Annotated in this window: 12 protein-coding genes, 6 tRNA genes and 2 rRNA genes; 12 read left to right on the plus strand and 8 right to left on the minus strand. The window is 49.8% G+C overall.

All coding sequences use genetic code 11. The features are described from left to right. The 3 genes from GCE9029_RS21310 to GCE9029_RS21320 form a co-directional block, all read left to right on the plus strand. Positions 1-110: ribosomal RNA gene (locus GCE9029_RS21310) — 23S ribosomal RNA — on the plus strand; the annotation flags it as partial. Between the two features lie 119 nt (positions 111-229). Continuing rightward, a 5S ribosomal RNA gene (rrf, locus tag GCE9029_RS21315) occupies positions 230-345 on the plus strand. Positions 346-360: 15 nt separating this feature from the next. After that, a tRNA-Asp gene (locus GCE9029_RS21320) sits at positions 361-437 on the plus strand. Between the two features lie 270 nt (positions 438-707). On the opposite strand, the gene GCE9029_RS21325 is transcribed toward GCE9029_RS21320, so the two are convergent. Both GCE9029_RS21325 and ilvY read right to left on the minus strand, forming a co-directional pair. Continuing rightward, positions 708-1,001: a SemiSWEET transporter gene (locus tag GCE9029_RS21325; protein WP_062666743.1), complete on the minus strand. Its 294-nt coding sequence runs from the start codon at positions 999-1,001 to the stop codon at positions 708-710. A 94-nt stretch (positions 1,002-1,095) separates the two neighbouring features. After that, a complete protein-coding gene (ilvY, locus tag GCE9029_RS21330; protein WP_062666745.1) occupies positions 1,096-1,980 on the minus strand; it encodes an HTH-type transcriptional activator IlvY in 885 nt (294 codons plus the stop codon). 154 nt (positions 1,981-2,134) lie between these two features. Here ilvY and ilvC point away from each other — a divergent pair, with 154 nt between their 5' ends. Next, positions 2,135-3,619 carry a ketol-acid reductoisomerase gene (ilvC, locus tag GCE9029_RS21335; RefSeq protein WP_062666747.1) on the plus strand — a complete coding sequence of 495 codons (1,485 nt, stop codon included), beginning with the start codon at positions 2,135-2,137 and terminating at the stop codon, positions 3,617-3,619. A 67-nt stretch (positions 3,620-3,686) separates the two neighbouring features. On the opposite strand, the gene ubiK is transcribed toward ilvC, so the two are convergent. The 4 genes from ubiK to GCE9029_RS21355 form a co-directional block, all read right to left on the minus strand. Then, positions 3,687-3,947 (minus strand): ubiquinone biosynthesis accessory factor UbiK, encoded by a 261-nt coding sequence (ubiK, locus tag GCE9029_RS21340; RefSeq protein ID WP_002535501.1) that lies wholly within the window; start codon positions 3,945-3,947, stop codon positions 3,687-3,689. 141 nt (positions 3,948-4,088) lie between these two features. After that, a complete protein-coding gene (locus tag GCE9029_RS21345; RefSeq protein ID WP_062666749.1) occupies positions 4,089-7,175 on the minus strand; it encodes a multidrug efflux RND transporter permease subunit in 3,087 nt (1,028 codons plus the stop codon). A gap of 9 nt (positions 7,176-7,184) precedes the next feature. Further along, positions 7,185-8,291, minus strand: coding sequence for an efflux RND transporter periplasmic adaptor subunit (locus GCE9029_RS21350; protein WP_062666750.1), 1,107 nt, complete (start codon positions 8,289-8,291; stop codon positions 7,185-7,187). Next, positions 8,288-8,875, minus strand: coding sequence for a TetR/AcrR family transcriptional regulator (locus GCE9029_RS21355; protein WP_062667101.1), 588 nt, complete (start codon positions 8,873-8,875; stop codon positions 8,288-8,290). Before GCE9029_RS21355 ends, GCE9029_RS21350 begins: the two co-directional genes overlap by 4 nt. A gap of 201 nt (positions 8,876-9,076) precedes the next feature. Between GCE9029_RS21355 and rep the strand changes: the two genes are divergently transcribed. Next, positions 9,077-11,095 carry a DNA helicase Rep gene (rep, locus tag GCE9029_RS21360; RefSeq protein ID WP_062666752.1) on the plus strand — a complete coding sequence of 673 codons (2,019 nt, stop codon included), beginning with the start codon at positions 9,077-9,079 and terminating at the stop codon, positions 11,093-11,095. Between the two features lie 29 nt (positions 11,096-11,124). Here the strand turns inward: rep and GCE9029_RS21365 are convergent, their stop codons facing one another. Both GCE9029_RS21365 and GCE9029_RS21370 read right to left on the minus strand, forming a co-directional pair. Continuing rightward, on the minus strand, positions 11,125-11,703 hold the full coding sequence (locus GCE9029_RS21365; RefSeq protein WP_062666755.1) for a sugar O-acetyltransferase: 579 nt from the start codon (positions 11,701-11,703) through the stop codon (positions 11,125-11,127). A gap of 142 nt (positions 11,704-11,845) precedes the next feature. Then, complete coding sequence (locus GCE9029_RS21370) at positions 11,846-12,265, minus strand: c-type cytochrome (RefSeq protein ID WP_062666757.1); 420 nt, start codon at positions 12,263-12,265, stop codon at positions 11,846-11,848. 340 nt (positions 12,266-12,605) lie between these two features. Here GCE9029_RS21370 and GCE9029_RS21375 point away from each other — a divergent pair. From GCE9029_RS21375 to GCE9029_RS21405, 7 genes are all read left to right on the plus strand, one after another. Further along, positions 12,606-12,682: transfer RNA gene (locus tag GCE9029_RS21375), tRNA-Arg, on the plus strand. Between the two features lie 35 nt (positions 12,683-12,717). Next, positions 12,718-12,793, plus strand: a tRNA-His gene (locus GCE9029_RS21380). A gap of 2 nt (positions 12,794-12,795) precedes the next feature. Further along, a tRNA-Pro gene (locus tag GCE9029_RS21385) sits at positions 12,796-12,872 on the plus strand. A gap of 121 nt (positions 12,873-12,993) precedes the next feature. Further along, positions 12,994-13,069 (plus strand) — tRNA-His (locus tag GCE9029_RS21390). A 2-nt stretch (positions 13,070-13,071) separates the two neighbouring features. Next, a tRNA-Pro gene (locus GCE9029_RS21395) sits at positions 13,072-13,148 on the plus strand. Positions 13,149-14,112: 964 nt separating this feature from the next. Next, positions 14,113-15,705: an ABC transporter substrate-binding protein gene (locus GCE9029_RS21400; protein WP_062666759.1), complete on the plus strand. Its 1,593-nt coding sequence runs from the start codon at positions 14,113-14,115 to the stop codon at positions 15,703-15,705. A gap of 80 nt (positions 15,706-15,785) precedes the next feature. Next, positions 15,786-16,799: an ABC transporter permease subunit gene (locus GCE9029_RS21405; protein WP_062666761.1), complete on the plus strand. Its 1,014-nt coding sequence runs from the start codon at positions 15,786-15,788 to the stop codon at positions 16,797-16,799. Positions 16,800-16,810: the final 11 nt, after the last annotated feature.

Below are 16,810 nucleotides of genomic sequence, written 5' to 3' on the forward strand. Positions count from 1 at the left end.
CTTTAAGTCCTCTAAAGGGTTGTTGGAGACTACGACGTAGATAGGTCAGGTGTGTAAGCGCTGCGAGGCGTTGAGCTAACTGATACTAATTGCCCGTGAGGCTTAACCATACAACACCCAAGGGGTTTTGACGGACTCGAATAGAACATTGAATGTGTAGAGAACACAGAAACAGCTTTCCAAGATTTTGGTTTTGACCTTTTTAAAGGTGAAGACTTAGCAGAATTTGCTTGGCGACCATAGCGTTATGGACCCACCTGATTCCATGCCGAACTCAGTAGTGAAACGTAACAGCGCCGATGGTAGTGTGGGGTCTCCCCATGTGAGAGTAGGACATCGCCAGGCTTCCAATTTAAGTGTGGAGCGGTAGTTCAGTTGGTTAGAATACCGGCCTGTCACGCCGGGGGTCGCGGGTTCGAGTCCCGTCCGCTCCGCCACTTCTTAGAGAAACCTCAGCAGAAATGCTGAGGTTTTTTGCTATCTGCGATCCAGAAAAGTGCTTTGCGCTTTAGGTCAGGTCCGGGAGGCCGGCTCCACTTCCGGCACGCAACTAGCTGCGCCCCTCATTGAGCGCTATCCGTTCTGCTACATATTAATAAGCCTCAATCTGTGCAACTGTTCGTACCGGTTAAATGATCGAGGCTTTTGCTATCGAGGCTATACGCGCACAACAATTCCTAATAAGCATCTGGATTAAAAGCTTTTGGTCAGAAGGTGATGCCTACCCGTGCAATAATTCCTGCGACCATAGCGAGATACATCAGAAACCCTAAGCCGTTACCCACCCATATTGTTGGGCTTTTATGGTAAAGACCATAAATGGTCCAAAGCATGGCGATAAAAGAATAGAGCACCCAGGTTGTCAGAGATAACCCTGCGGCATGCTCACTGTGCGAGAAGTAGAGTTTATAGATTTGAGGCAACGTTGCTAGGGGGCTGACCAAGCCCATTACAAGCATCAAAGGTTCTAGCGCTTTCCCTATCTTTTCAATCACGCTCATTGCACACCTCACTTGTGATGATCCCTAGTGAGGATAGTCAGGAGAGATGGCTGTTGCTGCTCTTCGCCATACCGATGCTGAGACAGTATCGAAACTAGATCGTTTTCCCTTCTGCTACGTCCCATAGCGCTTTAATAAGCGGGTTATCAATTTGTGAGCGAAGACAACACACCCCCAGTTCAAACGGTTTAATGGGGGCTAGCTTGAGCTTTTCAATTTTATCCCTGACAGGACTGTTATTGATCACTACATCCGGTGCGATGCCTACGCCACATCCAAGCGCTACCATGCTCACGATGGCTTCATGACCGGAAACCTGCGCGTAGATATTGGGTTTAATCTTCATCTTCTTAAACCAGGTGTTGGCGCGCTCCCTGGCAGTTCCCGCTTCCGGCACGATAAATGGAATAGAAGACCAATCAGGATGTTCACTTTGCAGGGTATCGGCGAAACTGCTGACACCAGCAGGTGCGATAACAGATAGCGGGATATCGCTGATAGGCTCGAATGAAACCTTTGAAGGAAGCTGTTCAGGCAAAGCGGATATTGCAATGTCTGCTTCATCAGAGAGCACTTTGTCTATGGCCTGTGCCGGGTCCCCTGTAGACACTTTAAGCTCAATAAGTGGGTGTCTTAAGCGAAACTCTGATAGCAGTTCAGGTAAATGGCTATAACTTGCGGTGACCGAACAGAACAGCCTTATCTCGCCGACTAGCTCATTCCCTGAGGCATTAAACTGACTCTGGTATTGCTGCCATTCAGACAGAATTCTCATCGCGACAGGTAATAGCTTTTTCCCCGCTAGTGTCAGCTCTACGCTTCGGTTATCCCTCAGAAAAAGCTGCTGTTCAGCTTCTTGCTCAAGCTTCTGTATTTGGCGGCTCAGCGCTGATGGGCTGATGTGCATTGCAGCTGCTGTTTTGGAGAAACTTTTACTGTCACATAGGTGTATGAACAGTTGAAGATGTTTGATGTTCATCGCTTAACTTCCATGTTGCAAAAAATGCAATTACATGTTGTGAATATATCACTTTAAGCAACTAATTACCTGATCTATGATGGGGGCAATTCGATGCAACAGATTGTCATGTTCGCATCGCCAAAGGACAAAATTTCTTCACGGAGTATTCGACATGTCTAACTATTTCAATACCTTGAACTTGCGTGAGCAATTAGCTCAGCTGGGTGTTTGCCGTTTTATGGATAAAGCGGAATTCGCAAATGAAGCGGATTACCTGAAAGGCAAGAAGGTTGTTATCGTGGGTTGTGGTGCACAGGGCCTGAACCAAGGTCTTAACATGCGCGACTCGGGTCTGGACGTGTCTTACGCTCTGCGTCAGGCAGCGATTGATGAGCAACGCCAATCTTACAAAAACGCGAAAGAGAATGGCTTCAACGTAGATAACTACGAAAACCTGATCCCTCAGGCTGATCTGGTTGTTAACCTGACTCCAGACAAACAACACACTGCAGTTGTTAACGCTGTGATGCCTCTGATGAAAGAAGGTGCTGCGCTGGGCTACTCACACGGTTTCAACATCGTTGAAGAAGGCATGCAAGTGCGCAGTGACCTGACTGTTGTGATGGTTGCTCCTAAGTGCCCAGGTACTGAAGTACGTGAAGAGTACAAGCGTGGCTTCGGTGTTCCAACACTGATGGCAGTTCACCCAGAGAACGATCCAAAAGGCGAAGGTCACGAGATCGCAAAAGCATGGGCAGCTGCAACTGGTGGTCACCGCGCGGGCGTTTTGGAGTCCTCTTTCGTTGCGGAAGTAAAATCTGACCTGATGGGTGAGCAAACTATCCTGTGTGGCATGCTGCAGGCAGGCTCTATCGTTTGTTACGAGAAGATGATTGCTGACGGTATCGATGCGGGTTACGCGGGCAAACTGCTGCAGTTTGGTTGGGAAACCATCACTGAAGCACTGAAATTTGGCGGTATCACTCACATGATGGATCGCCTGTCTAACCCAGCTAAAGTAAAAGCATTCGAGCTTTCTGAAGATCTGAAAGACCTGATGCGTCCACTTTACAACAAGCACATGGATGACATCATCTCTGGTCACTTCTCATCAACCATGATGGCTGACTGGGCGAATGATGACGTGAACCTGCTGGGCTGGCGTGCAGAAACTGCGGAAACAGCATTTGAAAACTACCCAGAAACTGACGTTAAGATTGCTGAGCAAGAGTACTTCGACAACGGCATCCTGATGGTTGCGATGGTTCGTGCGGGTGTTGAGCTGGCGTTTGAAGCTATGACTGCATCAGGCATCATCGAAGAGTCTGCATACTACGAGTCACTGCACGAGCTGCCACTGATCGCAAACACCATCGCACGTAAGCGTCTGTACGAGATGAACGTGGTTATCTCTGACACTGCAGAGTACGGTAACTACCTGTTCGCTAACGTTGCAACGCCATTGCTGCGTGAGAAGTTCATGCCGCTGGTTGGTACTGACGTGATTGGTAAAGGGCTGGGTGAAACTGGCAACCACGTTGACAACCAAACGCTGATCGACGTGAACGAAGCACTGCGCAACCACCCAGTAGAGTGGATTGGCCAGGAGCTGCGTGGCTACATGACTGACATGAAGCGCATTGCAGTGGGTGACTAATCACCGCAATAGATAAATACGAAAAACCCGGCAATAGCCGGGTTTTTTTATGTCTTTCGTTTTGCGCTTAAGCGTCAGACTTCTCGTTAAGCTTCTGCTCAAACTCAGCCAGCTTCTGTTCCATTTCAGTCAGCTTTTGACGGGTGCGAAGCAAAACCTGCGTCTGAACATCAAACTCTTCGCGACTGACAACATCCAGTTTAGCCAGCTGCGATTGGATCACCTCACGAACCTTCTGCTCAACATCATTACCCAGATCTTTTACCGGCTTCGGCATAGACTCATGGATTTGCTTGGCAATTTGCTCCAACTTTTTTGGGTCGAACATGCGTTACTCCTTATTTTGATGCCGTTATTCTAAGCAACACCTGACCTTTTGTCGAAAGTGTCGTATCGCAAAAGGCTACTACTCATTACGCTGAAAAAAGAAAAGGGTCTCATCGAGACCCTTTATCGTATTGGAAGAATATCAGTGCGCGGGTTTTTCCTGCGCTGAAACATCCAAATCTTCTTCAAACTCTGGCAGCGGTTCGTGCTTGCTCGCCAGATAGGTGTAGATCACCGGCAGTACAAACAGAGTGAACAGGGTACCAATCGCTAGGCCGGCAACGATAACGATACCGATACTGAAACGCTGCGCGGCACCTGCACCTGTGGCGTACATCAGCGGGATAAGACCTGCGATCATCGCCGCTGTGGTCATCAGGATTGGACGCAGACGCACTTTCGCCGCTTCCATAACGGCTTCCATCTTATTCATACCACGATGAAGCTGCTCTTCTTTTGCCACCTCACAGATAAGGATACCGTGCTTGGTGATGAGGCCGATTAGCGTGATGAGACCTACCTGAGAGTAGATGTTCATTGATGCTGCACCCCAAGCGAGGGCAATCAACGCGCCACAGATAGCCAGTGGTACAGAGACCAGAATCACCAGTGGATCACGCAGCGATTCGAACTGAATTGCCAGAACCAGGAAGATCACCGCCAGTGCGAGCATAAAGGTGCCCACAAGCGCGCTACCTTCCGTCACGAACTGACGGGCTTCGCCGAGGTAATCGTGTTGGTAACCACGAGGAAGTTTCTCAGCTGCGATATTCTCAAACCAGCTGATGGCATCGCCCATCGCAACACCAGGTGCAGCAACCGCACCGATGGTTGCAGAGTTCAGCTGGTTGAAGTGAGGCAGGGCGCGAGGCTCGGCTACCACATCAATGGTGATCAGTGAGCCCAACGGCACAGCCTCGCCGTTCGCAGAACGTACGTAGTAACCTTTTATGGACTCTGGGTTCAGGCGGTACTTACGCTCAACCTGAGGGATAACCTCGTAGGAGCGACCATCCAAGTCGATACGGTTCACGTAACCATCAGCCATCATGGTACCCAGCGTGATACCGATATCTTGCATGGTCACGCCGTATGCGCCAGCTTTGTCTTTGTCGATGTTGATTTTCATCGTCGCCGAATCGAAGTTCAAATCCATATCAGAGTAAACAAACATAGAGTTGCTCTTCACCTCAGACAGTACGTCTGACGCTACCTGGAACAGGCTCTCGAAGTTGCTTGGTGTGGTGATCACGAACTGGATAGGAAGACCGGAAGACGCACCTGGAAGTTCTGGCATCTGGAAGGCAGTCACCGCCATACCCGGGATGTCTTTCACTTCCTCAGTCATACGCTTCACGATGTCTGCCTGACTGGCTTCACGCTCACTCCAAGGCACCAAAGAGGCGATACCAAATGCCTGATTGGATTTAGGCACACCAGAGAATACCTGCGAGAAGGCCACTTCTGGCTGGTCAGCCAGTTTCTGGTTAACTTCCGCCATGGTGTTCTGGATGTAATCTAAGTTTGCTGTCGATGGCGCTGTACCCATCATCACCAGCACGCCTTTATCTTCCGCCGGTGCCAGTTCACTCGGAATGAACTTGAACAGCAGCGGCAAGCTGACAAACACGATCACGGCGAAGGTGATGATGACAGGACGAACCTTCATCACACCGCCCAGCATGAGGGCATAGCCCTCGGTCATGCGATCAAGGAAGTGGTGTACTTTTGCTTCGAACTTGCTTGGCTGCGCATTGGCTTTCAGCATCTTCGAACACATCATCGGCGACAGGGTCAGCGCGATAATACCGGAAACAAAGACCGCACCAGCTAGCGTCAAGGCGAACTCTTTAAACAGCGAGCCAGTAATTCCCCCCATCAGCGCGATAGGTGCGTATACCGCGGCCAGCGTCAGTGTCATTGAAATCACGGGTACGGCAATTTCGCGGGTACCGATGATGGCGGCGCGGAATGGGGACTCCCCGAGCTTGATGTGTCGGTCGACGTTCTCCAGAACAACGATGGCGTCATCCACCACTAGACCGATAGCCAGTACCATTGCCAGCAGCGTCATCAGGTTCAGTGAGAACCCGAACAGCTCCATCATCATGGCCACACCGATCAGCGATAGCGGGATGGTGATGATCGGAATGAGTACTGCACGGAATGAGCCCAGGAATAGGGTGATCACCACCAGTACGATAAGTGCTGCTTCGATGATGGTTTTCACTACCTCGTGAATCGATTCGTTGATGGCAACGGTCGAGTCATAAAGCACGTTCATCTTGATGGTGCTTGGCATGTTGCGCTCAAGCTCTGGGAGCTTCTCAAGCACATCTGCTGCGATGTTTATCGGGTTGGCGGTTGGTGCGGCGTTAATGGCTGCAACCACAGCTTCTGAGCCGTTTGCTGTCGCACGGTAAACGTCATGGCTCTTCTCAAGCGACACTTTTGCGATGTCGCCAAGACGAATGACCTGACCTTTCTGGGTGGCAACAACCAGGCGTTTCAGCTCTTCGGTGTCAGAAACCTGAGTGTTTGCCGAACCGTTGTATACCATGTAGGTACCGATGGACTGACCAGTCGCAGACTGGAAGTTGTTGGCGTTCAGCACGCCCATCACGTCAGTCGCTGTCAGGTTAAACGCAGCCATTTTTGCAGGATCCAGCCATACACGCAGCGCGTACTTGAGGCCACCATATAGGTCGATACTTGCTACACCGTTTACGGTAAACAGCTGAGGCTTGGTCACACGTTCCAGATAGTCAGTGATCTGGCTGGAATCAAGCTCTTCCGACGTAAAGCCGATGTACATTACCGCGGTGGTAGAACCGGTCGACATCGACACTGACGGGTCTTCTGACTCGCCTGGCAACTGTGCACGTACCGAGTTCACCTTTGCCAGAATGTCAGCAAGCGCAGCATTTGGATCGGTATTGAGCTTCATGTATGCCGTGATGGTTGAGCTACCCAGCACCGACTCCGAGGTCATGAAGTCAATGTTGTCCGCCTGTGCAACGGCCTGCTCAAGTGGCGTAGTAATAAAGCCCTGAATAAGGTCAGCACTCGCACCATAGTAACTGGTGGAGATGGTGACCACGGTATTGGTCATGTCCGGGTATTCCCGCACCTGCATCTTGAACATCGACTGCAGGCCAAGCAGTGCGATCAGAAAACTGATCGACACCGCCAGTACCGGACGCTTGATGAAAATATCAGTGAATTTCATAGCGGCCTCTTACAGTTGTGGCAGCTCTGCCGGTGGGTTGAGAGCATCACTTTTCACAACACGTACTTTCGCACCGTTGCTCAGACGCACCTGACCGGAAGTCACGACTTTGTCACCTGGCTCCAGGCCTTCCAGCACGTGTGCGATGTGATCTTTACGCTCACCGACTTTCACAACCTGCTGATAGGCTCGGGTTGCACCGTCTTCCTCACGCAGTACATACACGTTTTCACCGTAGAGGGTGAAGTTGATGGCAGTCTGATCGACAACAATTTGATCTTCAAACGTTGGCAGAATGATATTTGCACGGGCAAACATACCTGAGCGCAGCTGACCGTGGTTGTTTGGAATGTCTGCTTGTACCTGAATCAAACCGCTTTGAAAGTTAACTGCAGGCTCGATTGCACTGATCTTGCCGGTAAATGGTGTATCTGGGTAGGCATCTACCGAGATATCAATCTGTTGACCCAGCTTGATTTTCGCAATGTCGGTTTGTGGAACCGTGAAGCGAAGGCGCATGATTGACGTGTCTTCCAGACGCACGATTTCTGTGCCTGGTTGTAAGTATTCACCCAGGAAGACGTTTCGCAGACCGACGATGCCATCAAATGGAGCATCAATGGTACGACGCTCAATCGACGCATTCAGGCTTTCTACATCTGCTTGCAATGAGCGGAAGTTAGCTTCAGCTTCGTCCAGCGCTTCTTTAGAAATTGAGCCTTTGCGGAACAGACCTTGGTAGCGTTTGAACTTTGCTTCAGCAGCAGGCAGGCGGGCCTGAGTACTCTTGAGGTTGGCGACTTCTACCTTAGAGTCCAATGCCAGCAGGACATCACCTTGTTTTACCGACTGACCGGATTCAAAGTTGATAGTCTCAATCACACCACTGACTTCGGTGGTTAGGGTGACACCTTGGTTCGGTTCAATAAAACCGATCGCCTCTATGGTCGGTACCCAATCGACTGAAACCATTTCCACGGCGGTGACCGGAAATTCTGGCTCAGGCATGTTTGCCATGTATTCGGCAATTTTCTGTTGCTTGAACATGTTAAAGCCAATCACGGTGCCAAACAGCAAAACCGCCACGACTAACATGACTACAAACCATTTCTTCATTGAGATTGCTCCGATTCTTTATGAAGGCAAATCGCGTCCCAGCAAGCATCGATGGCATCATCTAGCGCCGAGGCGTCAAGCGTTATAACCCCTTTCACCTGTTTGCGAGCTAAACAGACTGCGGGTTCAAGACCTATCCCAGATAGCACGTCGGTGGTCAGGGGTTTGAAAGTTCCATTAGCGATACCAGTTTGGAAGAGTTGGTGGATGGGTGAAAAAGCCTCCCGCTCTGCCATTTTCTGTTCGCCGTTGTTCTGATACGGCAAACTGTCAAATTGTTCCCGGTTAATCGCATTATCGTCACGGCTGATAGTTAACTGCCAGGCATTCAACCACAAGGTGACAAATTGTTGTTTCAAAGACATGTTGTCGCTATGACCCTCAAGCATCTTGGCAGCGCATTGCTGGACAACATGGTTTCGAAGTTGGCTTAACAGGTCGTCTTTGTCTGAAAAGTAACGGTAAATGGTGCCGGCTGCCACCCCGGCTTCTTTGGCCACCATTTGCATCGACAGACGGTCGAAGCCATGTTTCGCCAGTAATCGTTCCGTTGCTTCCAGGATCTGTGTTTTCTTGTCAGACATACACAGCGCTCCAGTGAATGAACGTTCATTCATTGTATGGATTTTGTTACAGGCTGCCAACTCTTTCCTTTAAATCGACGAAAGATGAAGTGCGTCGTTATTCCGTCTATACCCAGTCAACCTTGCTGAATCCTGCATCTTCAGGTTGTTTGGGTATACAATGCATCTGCTAAATATCGCGTGATTGAACAGAGGAACCGCATGAAACTTAATCCAGCTCAGAATGACGCTGTCCACCATGTCTCCGGGCCCTGCCTGGTTCTAGCTGGTGCGGGTTCCGGTAAAACACGCGTTATCACCAACAAAATTGCCTATTTGGTCCAGCAGTGTGGCTACAAAGCCCGCCATATAGCTGCCGTGACGTTTACCAACAAAGCGGCTCGCGAGATGAAGGAGCGCGTTGGTCAAACGCTCAGCCGACAGGAAGCGCGGGGTTTGATGGTCTCTACCTTCCACACACTCGGCCTGAATATCATTCGCCGCGAATATAAAAGTTTGGGCCTAAAAGCGGGTTTCTCGTTGTTTGATGATCAAGACCAGATGGCACTTTTAAAAGAGCTGACTGAAGATGAACTCGACGGCGACAAGGATTTGCTGAACCAGCTGCTGCATACCATCTCCAACTGGAAGAATGACATGCTGACGCCGCAGCAGGCGGAATCTGCGGCAATGGGCGAACGCGACCAGTTATTTGCCCATTGCTATGCCATGTACCAAAAGCAGATGAAAGCTTACAACGCGCTGGATTTTGATGATTTGATTCTGATGCCAGTGATCCTGCTGAAAACCAATCAGGAAGTGCGTGAGCGTTGGCAAAGCAAAATCCGCTATCTGCTGGTGGATGAATATCAGGATACCAACACCAGCCAGTACCAGTTAGTGAAGCTGCTGGTGGGGGAACGAGCCCGCTTTACCGTGGTGGGTGATGATGACCAGTCTATCTACAGCTGGCGTGGTGCACAGCCAAAGAACCTCTTGATGCTGAATCAGGACTTTCCAAGCCTGAAAGTGATCAAGCTGGAGCAGAACTACCGCTCAACCAGCCGTATCCTGCGCGCGGCGAATATCCTTATTGCCAACAACCCGCACGTGTTTGAGAAAACCCTGTTCTCCGCGTTGCCAGACGGCGAAATGCTCAAAGTGCTGAAAGCCAACAACGAAGAGCATGAAGCAGAGCGTGTGGTCGGTGAGATCATTGCGCACAAATTTATGAACCGCACGGACTACAAAGATTACGCCATCCTGTACCGCGGTAATCACCAGTCACGCTTGTTCGAAAAAGCGCTGATGCAGAACCGTATTCCTTACAAGATTTCGGGCGGCACCTCATTCTTTGCGCGGGCAGAAATTAAAGACATCATGGCGTATCTTCGCCTGCTGACCAATCAGGATGACGATAACGCATTTCTGCGCATTGTGAATACACCGCGTCGCGAAATTGGCCCTGTGACACTCGAAAAGCTGGGAACGTACGCCAACATGCGTGGAAAGAGCTTGTTTGCGGCGAGTTTCGAATTGGGGCTTCAGGAGCACCTGAATGGTCGTGGTCTGGAATCCCTGCAACGTTTTACCCGCTGGATTGTCGAGCTTTCCGATCAGTTTGAGCGTGGCGATGCGGTTGATGCAGTGCGCTCATTAGTACGTGACTCGCACTACGAAGACTGGTTATACGAAACTTCGGCCAGCCCTAAGGCAGCAGAGATGCGGATGAAGAACGTCTCCGATCTTTACAGCTGGATTGTGGCAGATCTTGAAGGTGACAACTACGACAACGAAGTGAAGACGCTTCGCGAAGTGGTTCAGCGCCTGACGCTGCGCGACATGATGGAGCGTGGCGAGGACGATGATGACGCGGATCAGGTGCAGTTGATGACACTGCATGCCTCTAAAGGGCTCGAGTTCCCGTATGTGTATCTGGTAGGGATGGAAGAAGGCTTTTTGCCGCACCAGTCGAGCATTGACGAAGACAATGTGGAGGAAGAGCGTCGTCTTGCCTATGTGGGCATTACCCGTGCGCAACGTGAGATGACCTTTACGCTTTGCAAGGAGCGCCGTCAGTACGGCGAGCTGATAAAGCCTCTGCCGAGCCGTTTTCTTGAAGAGCTGCCATACGATGATGTGGAATGGGAAGAGAAGAAAAAGCCCCAGACGCAAGAAGAGCGAATGGCAAAAGGGCAGGCAGCGATTGCCAACCTTCGCGCTATGCTCAAGAAGGACTGACAAAGACAAGCCGGGAATTCCCGGCTTTTTTAGGCTTCTAAAGCTTCTTCTGGCGTTTCGTTTTCGTGAAGCTTACGAATCACCTTAGCGGGTGTCCCACCAATCAGGCAATCTGCAGGCATATCTTTGGTCACCACGGAATTGGCTGCGATCACTGAGCGAGCGCCAATGGTCACGCCCTGGCAAATCACTGTATTGCCGCCCACCCAGACATCATTACCTACCACGATTGGCTTGCAAAAGGTTTCCCAGTTGCGTCTGCGGCGGTAATCCATTGAGTGGCCAGCGGTGTAAAACTGGCAGTTAGGTCCAATGAGCACGTTGCTGCCAATGGTAATTGGTGCACCATCCAACATCATCGCACCCATATTGATAAAGGTACTGGGACCGATATGGATGGTTTTGCCAAATTCGCAGTGGAAAGGCGGCATCACCATTGAGTCTTCCCCAATGCTGCCAAACAGCTCTGATGCAATATCAATGGATTGGTCAACTGGGAGAGTGTTGTAGCGTTGAAGGAGTTGGAAGGCTTTCGAGCGAATGGAATCAATCGTTTCATCGCACCCATTAAAGGCGAGGCCTTGGGTCATTTTTTCGAATTCGGTCATCTTAGGAACAGGAAAGAAGAAAACACGCGTGAATGATGGGGGATGTAGCAGGGGAATTCAGTGTCCTTGCTTCCAGACTGATAAACAGGTATCAAAAAAGCGGCTTGAACGCCGCTTTTCTAGTCAAACTTGAATGCTGCTTTTACAGAGACAGAAGGTGATCGATAGCCGCAATGACTTCATCGTCAGAACAGTCCATACAAGTACCGCGTGCTGGCATCCCGTTGAAGCCTTCGATGGCATGCTTGTTCAATATGTCACGGCCTTGTGCCAGACGTGGTTCCCAAGCTGCGGTATCACCTGCTTTTGGTGCGCCAGCTGCGCCAGTTGCGTGACATGCCATGCAGTAGGTGTTGTAAACGGAATCACCAGTGCGTGGGCCTGATGGTGCGGCAGCAGTCTCAACAGGTGCTTCGCCGTCCAAGTAAACGGAACCGACTGGTGCGATGCGTTCTGCAATGGCTTCTTCTGACATGTCAGCAGCATGCGCTGTACCCATCAGAAACAAAGCGGTGACAGCAGATACTGCTAAACGACGTAAAAAAATTCCCTTTGCGCTCACTGTTTCACTCCCAATATCTTTTTGGTTCCGAATCATCGGACATTTTTTATGCGGTTAGATATTTTTATCACAATTGTAGAGGCGGATCGGCTAACTGGGTCGACCTTTCAACAATTGTGACGATCTCAAATACGAAGTATGGACGAAATAAGGTTAACTCCGTGTAAAGATTAAGTGATTATAGCGCTTTAGATTGTTGCGTGAAACCGTTATGATATCGCCTGCCTGCACTGTTTTTAGCCCGATCGGATAAAAATAAACCGTTCGAAAAAAAAATTAAAAAAAGTGCTAGACGGCAGGAGGCGATATCCGTAATATGCGACTCCGCCGACAGGGGCAAGCGCCCGTAGCTCAGCTGGATAGAGCGTTGGCCTCCGGAGCCAAAGGTCGCAGGTTCGAATCCTGTCGGGTGCGCCAGTCCGGAATAGAAAATTTGGCGAAGTAAAACAGTGGTGGCTGTAGCTCAGTTGGTAGAGTCCCGGATTGTGATTCCGGTTGTCGCGGGTTCAAGTCCCGTCAGCCACCCCACTCGGTGAATAGCGCAGTTTGGTAGCGCATCTGGTTTGGGACCAGAGGGTCGGGGGTTCGAATCCCTCTTCACCGACCACATTCAGAGAGCCCGCTCAATCAAGCGGGCTTTCGTCGTTTTAGGCAAGGGTAGAACTCTCTGTAGTTCTGAACTGGTTGGGAATGCCAAACCCGAAAAGAAATTGGCAAACAAAACAGTGGTGGCTGTAGCTCAGTTGGTAGAGTCCCGGATTGTGATTCCGGTTGTCGCGGGTTCAAGTCCCGTCAGCCACCCCACTCGGTGAATAGCGCAGTTTGGTAGCGCATCTGGTTTGGGACCAGAGGGTCGGGGGTTCGAATCCCTCTTCACCGACCACTTTCAGAGAAGCCCGCTCAATCGAGCGGGCTTTTTCGTATCTGGTGTTTGGGTTGTCCAGCCCATGGTCGGGTGCGGAAGGCCGCCCCGCACGAATCCCTCGTCATCGACCATATATAGAGAATCCTGCTCACTCAAGCGGGCCTTTTCGTATTCGGCCTCTTTTCATTTGCGATACCTCCCCAACTTTTTCGGCTGTGTCTTCTCTGGGGTAACATAAGTTGCTTGGCAAGTGCTGTAACTCATTAGCCTAAACGAGTGCAATGTTGCACTTTGATTAGGCAGATAAATAGGCTGACTGGATCGAGGCGCTCGTTGGCGCAAATGCGATAAGTGTTCTATTTTTGACCACTTGAACAGAGCTTCATAGGAAAAATATCGAATCTTTGAAGTCAGTCGTGCTGAAAAACGACGTTTTATACGTGTTTAATGCATGTCTTTGCTTCTATTTATGCACTTCAATGCGTTGTCTTTTGTCGAGTATTGTTCGGTATTGTTGGTTAATTTTTAGCTAAAAATGCTAACAAATGTTTCTGCTTATATATCATCGATTGGCTTTTCTACTGTGATTCTGATTTCCTGCTTACTCCCTTCTGTTTTCTCTTGTTTATTATCATGCTAAACCTAGTGTCAAAATAACAATTTATTTATAAAACAATGGGTTGGATTAATCTTGGTGCTGTTTATACATTTGCCGTATGACAGTTAAGAGATGACTAATTATGCGATATCGGAGTGTGAATATGGAACTTTGTGCTGCTTTGTTGATTTTTTGTGAAATGTTTGCCAGATTCTTTTATCAACAAATTGCGTCTAATTTGCGCAATTTAAAACTGGCCGCTAACTTGCACCACTTCAATCTCCGATAACACTTTTTTGCATTTGGATTCGTTGAAAGCGTTTTCCTTAGAGGGGTGAAATGGTGAGGCGGCCGTTTATCGTTCAAACCACATGGAGTCAAACGATGAAAACAGGAATGTTGAAGCTGAGTGCAGCTTTGATTGCTTCAGCTGTGGCAGCCGGAGTACAGGCAAAAACCTTGGTTTATTGCTCCGAGGGCTCACCAGAAGGATTTAACCCGTCTCTCTACACCTCAGGCACCACTTTTGATGCGAGCTCTCGCCAAATCTTTAACCGCCTGGTTCAGTTCGAGCGCGGGACAACCAAAATCGTCCCGGGTCTGGCAGAGTCATGGACTGTCTCTGATGATGGTCTGTCATACACCTTCAAACTGCGTGAAGGCGTAAAGTTCCACAGCACCAAAGAATTTAAACCATCCCGTGATTTCAACGCAGATGATGTCATATTCTCTTTCATGCGTCAGAAGGATGAAGGCCATCCATACCATAAGGTATCTGGTGGCTCCTATGAGTACTTCAATGCGATGGAAATGGGTGATCTGATCAGTTCTATCGAGAAAGTTGACGATTACACCGTAAAGTTCAACCTGACTCGTCCAGAAGCGCCATTTATTGCAAACTTGGCAATGGACTTCGCGTCTATTATGTCTGCTGAGCAGGCGGATCAAATGCTGAAAGCAGGCTCGCCGGAGAAACTGGATCTGGAACCCGTGGGTACGGGGCCTTTCGTCTTGGCGGGCTACAAAAAAGACTCCACCATCCGTTACCTTGCACACCCAGAATACTTCGAAGGCAAAGCACCAATCGACCGCCTGGTGTTCTCAATCACGCCTGATGCATCCGTTCGTTATGCGAAGTTGCAAAAAGGTGAGTGTCATGTAATGCCATATCCAAACCCGGCTGATCTGGAGCGCATGCGTTCTGACGATGTGGTTAACCTGATGAGTCAGGAAGGTTTGAACGTCGGTTATCTAGCATTCAATACCCAAAAAGCACCATTTACTGATGTACGAGTACGTCAGGCATTGAATATGGCAGTGAACAAAGAAGCCATCATTGATGCAGTCTTCCAAGGCGCTGGTAAGGCGGCGAAAAACCCAATTCCGCCAACAATTTGGTCTTACAACGATTCCGTTCAGGACTACCCGTTCGATCTGGAAAAAGCGAAAGCACTGCTACAAGAAGCGGGTCTGGGTGAAGGTTTCACCACTAACATCTGGGCCATGCCAGTACAGCGCCCTTATAACCCGAATGCTCGCCGCATGGCTGAAGTCATTCAGGCAGACTGGGCAAAACTGGGCGTAAAAGCCGAGATTGTCACTTACGAGTGGGGTGAGTACCTCAAACGCTCTAAGACTGGTGAGCACGATACTCTGTTGCTGGGCTGGACCGGTGACAACGGTGACCCGGATAACTTCCTTGCCGTGCTGTTGGGCTGTTCGGGTGTAGGCGGTTCAAACCGTGCACAGTGGTGTCATCAACCGTTTGAAGACCTGATCCAAAAAGCAAAGAAAACCTCTGATGTTGCAGAGCGCACCAAGCTTTACGAACAAGCACAGGTAGTGTTCAAAGATCAGGCACCGTGGGCAACCATTGCGCACTCAGTTGTCTTCGAGCCTGTCCGTAAAGAAGTGAAAGACTACAAGATTGACCCATTCGGTGGTCACATCTTCTATGGCGTAGACATTCAAGAATAATCACGCCAGGCAAAAGAACACCGCGGCTGACGGATTTAGCCGCGGTTTTTGCGTCACCACGCAGTTGAGCGAGTCGTTTTATGTTGCAGTTTATTCTCAAACGTTTGGGGTTGGTGATCCCGACGTTTATCGGCATTACCCTGCTGACCTTTTCCCTTATCAGGATGATCCCTGGAGACCCCATCGAAGTGATGGCGGGTGAGCGCGGCGTTTCACCTGAACGCCATGCCCAGCTAATGGCTGAGCTTGGGCTTGATAAGCCTCTGATTGAGCAGTATTTCGTTTACATCGGCAATGTCCTTCATGGCGATTTGGGTAACTCACTAATCACCAAAGAGCCAGTGATGAAGGAGTTTCTGACCCTTTTCCCAGCAACGATGGAACTTGCGCTTTGCGCAGCTTTGTTTGCGATAGCAGTGGGACTGCCAGCAGGAATTCTTGCTGCTGTGAAGCGGGGGACTTTTCTCGATCACTCGGTGATGGCGGTATCGCTGACAGGCTACTCCATGCCGATATTCTGGTGGGCACTTTTGCTCATTCTTTTCTTTTCGATTGGCCTAGATTTAACACCGGTATCGGGCCGGATGGACGATGCAACCTATTGGGTTGATGAAGTCACTGGCTTTATGTTGATTGACAGTTGGTTGTCGGGGGAAGAGGGTGCATTTACTGCTGCCGTTCACCATTTGGTCTTGCCAGCTGTTGCGCTAGGTACCATCCCACTTGCAGTTATCGCGCGTATGACACGTTCTTCGATGCTGGAAGTTCTTGGTGAAGATTACATCCGTACAGCTCGTGCAAAAGGCTTAATGCCTTGGCGCGTTATTTTGATCCACGGCCTTCGTAATGCTTTGATTCCAGTGATAACCGTGATTGGTCTTCAGGTGGGTATTTTGCTGTCCGGAGCGATCCTGACTGAAACTATCTTCGCCTGGCCGGGCATCGGAAAATGGTTAATTGAATCTATTGGCCGTCGCGACTACCCAGTCGTGCAAGGCGGTATCTTGCTGGTTGCGACCATCATTATTGTCGTGAACCTGATTGTCGATATCCTTTATGGCGTCGTTAACCCGCGCATTCGTCACGGTAAGTAGGAGGGGAAACG

Origin of the sequence: Grimontia celer, assembly GCF_900055185.1 — a bacterium.
GTDB lineage: Bacteria > Pseudomonadota > Gammaproteobacteria > Enterobacterales > Vibrionaceae > Enterovibrio > Enterovibrio celer.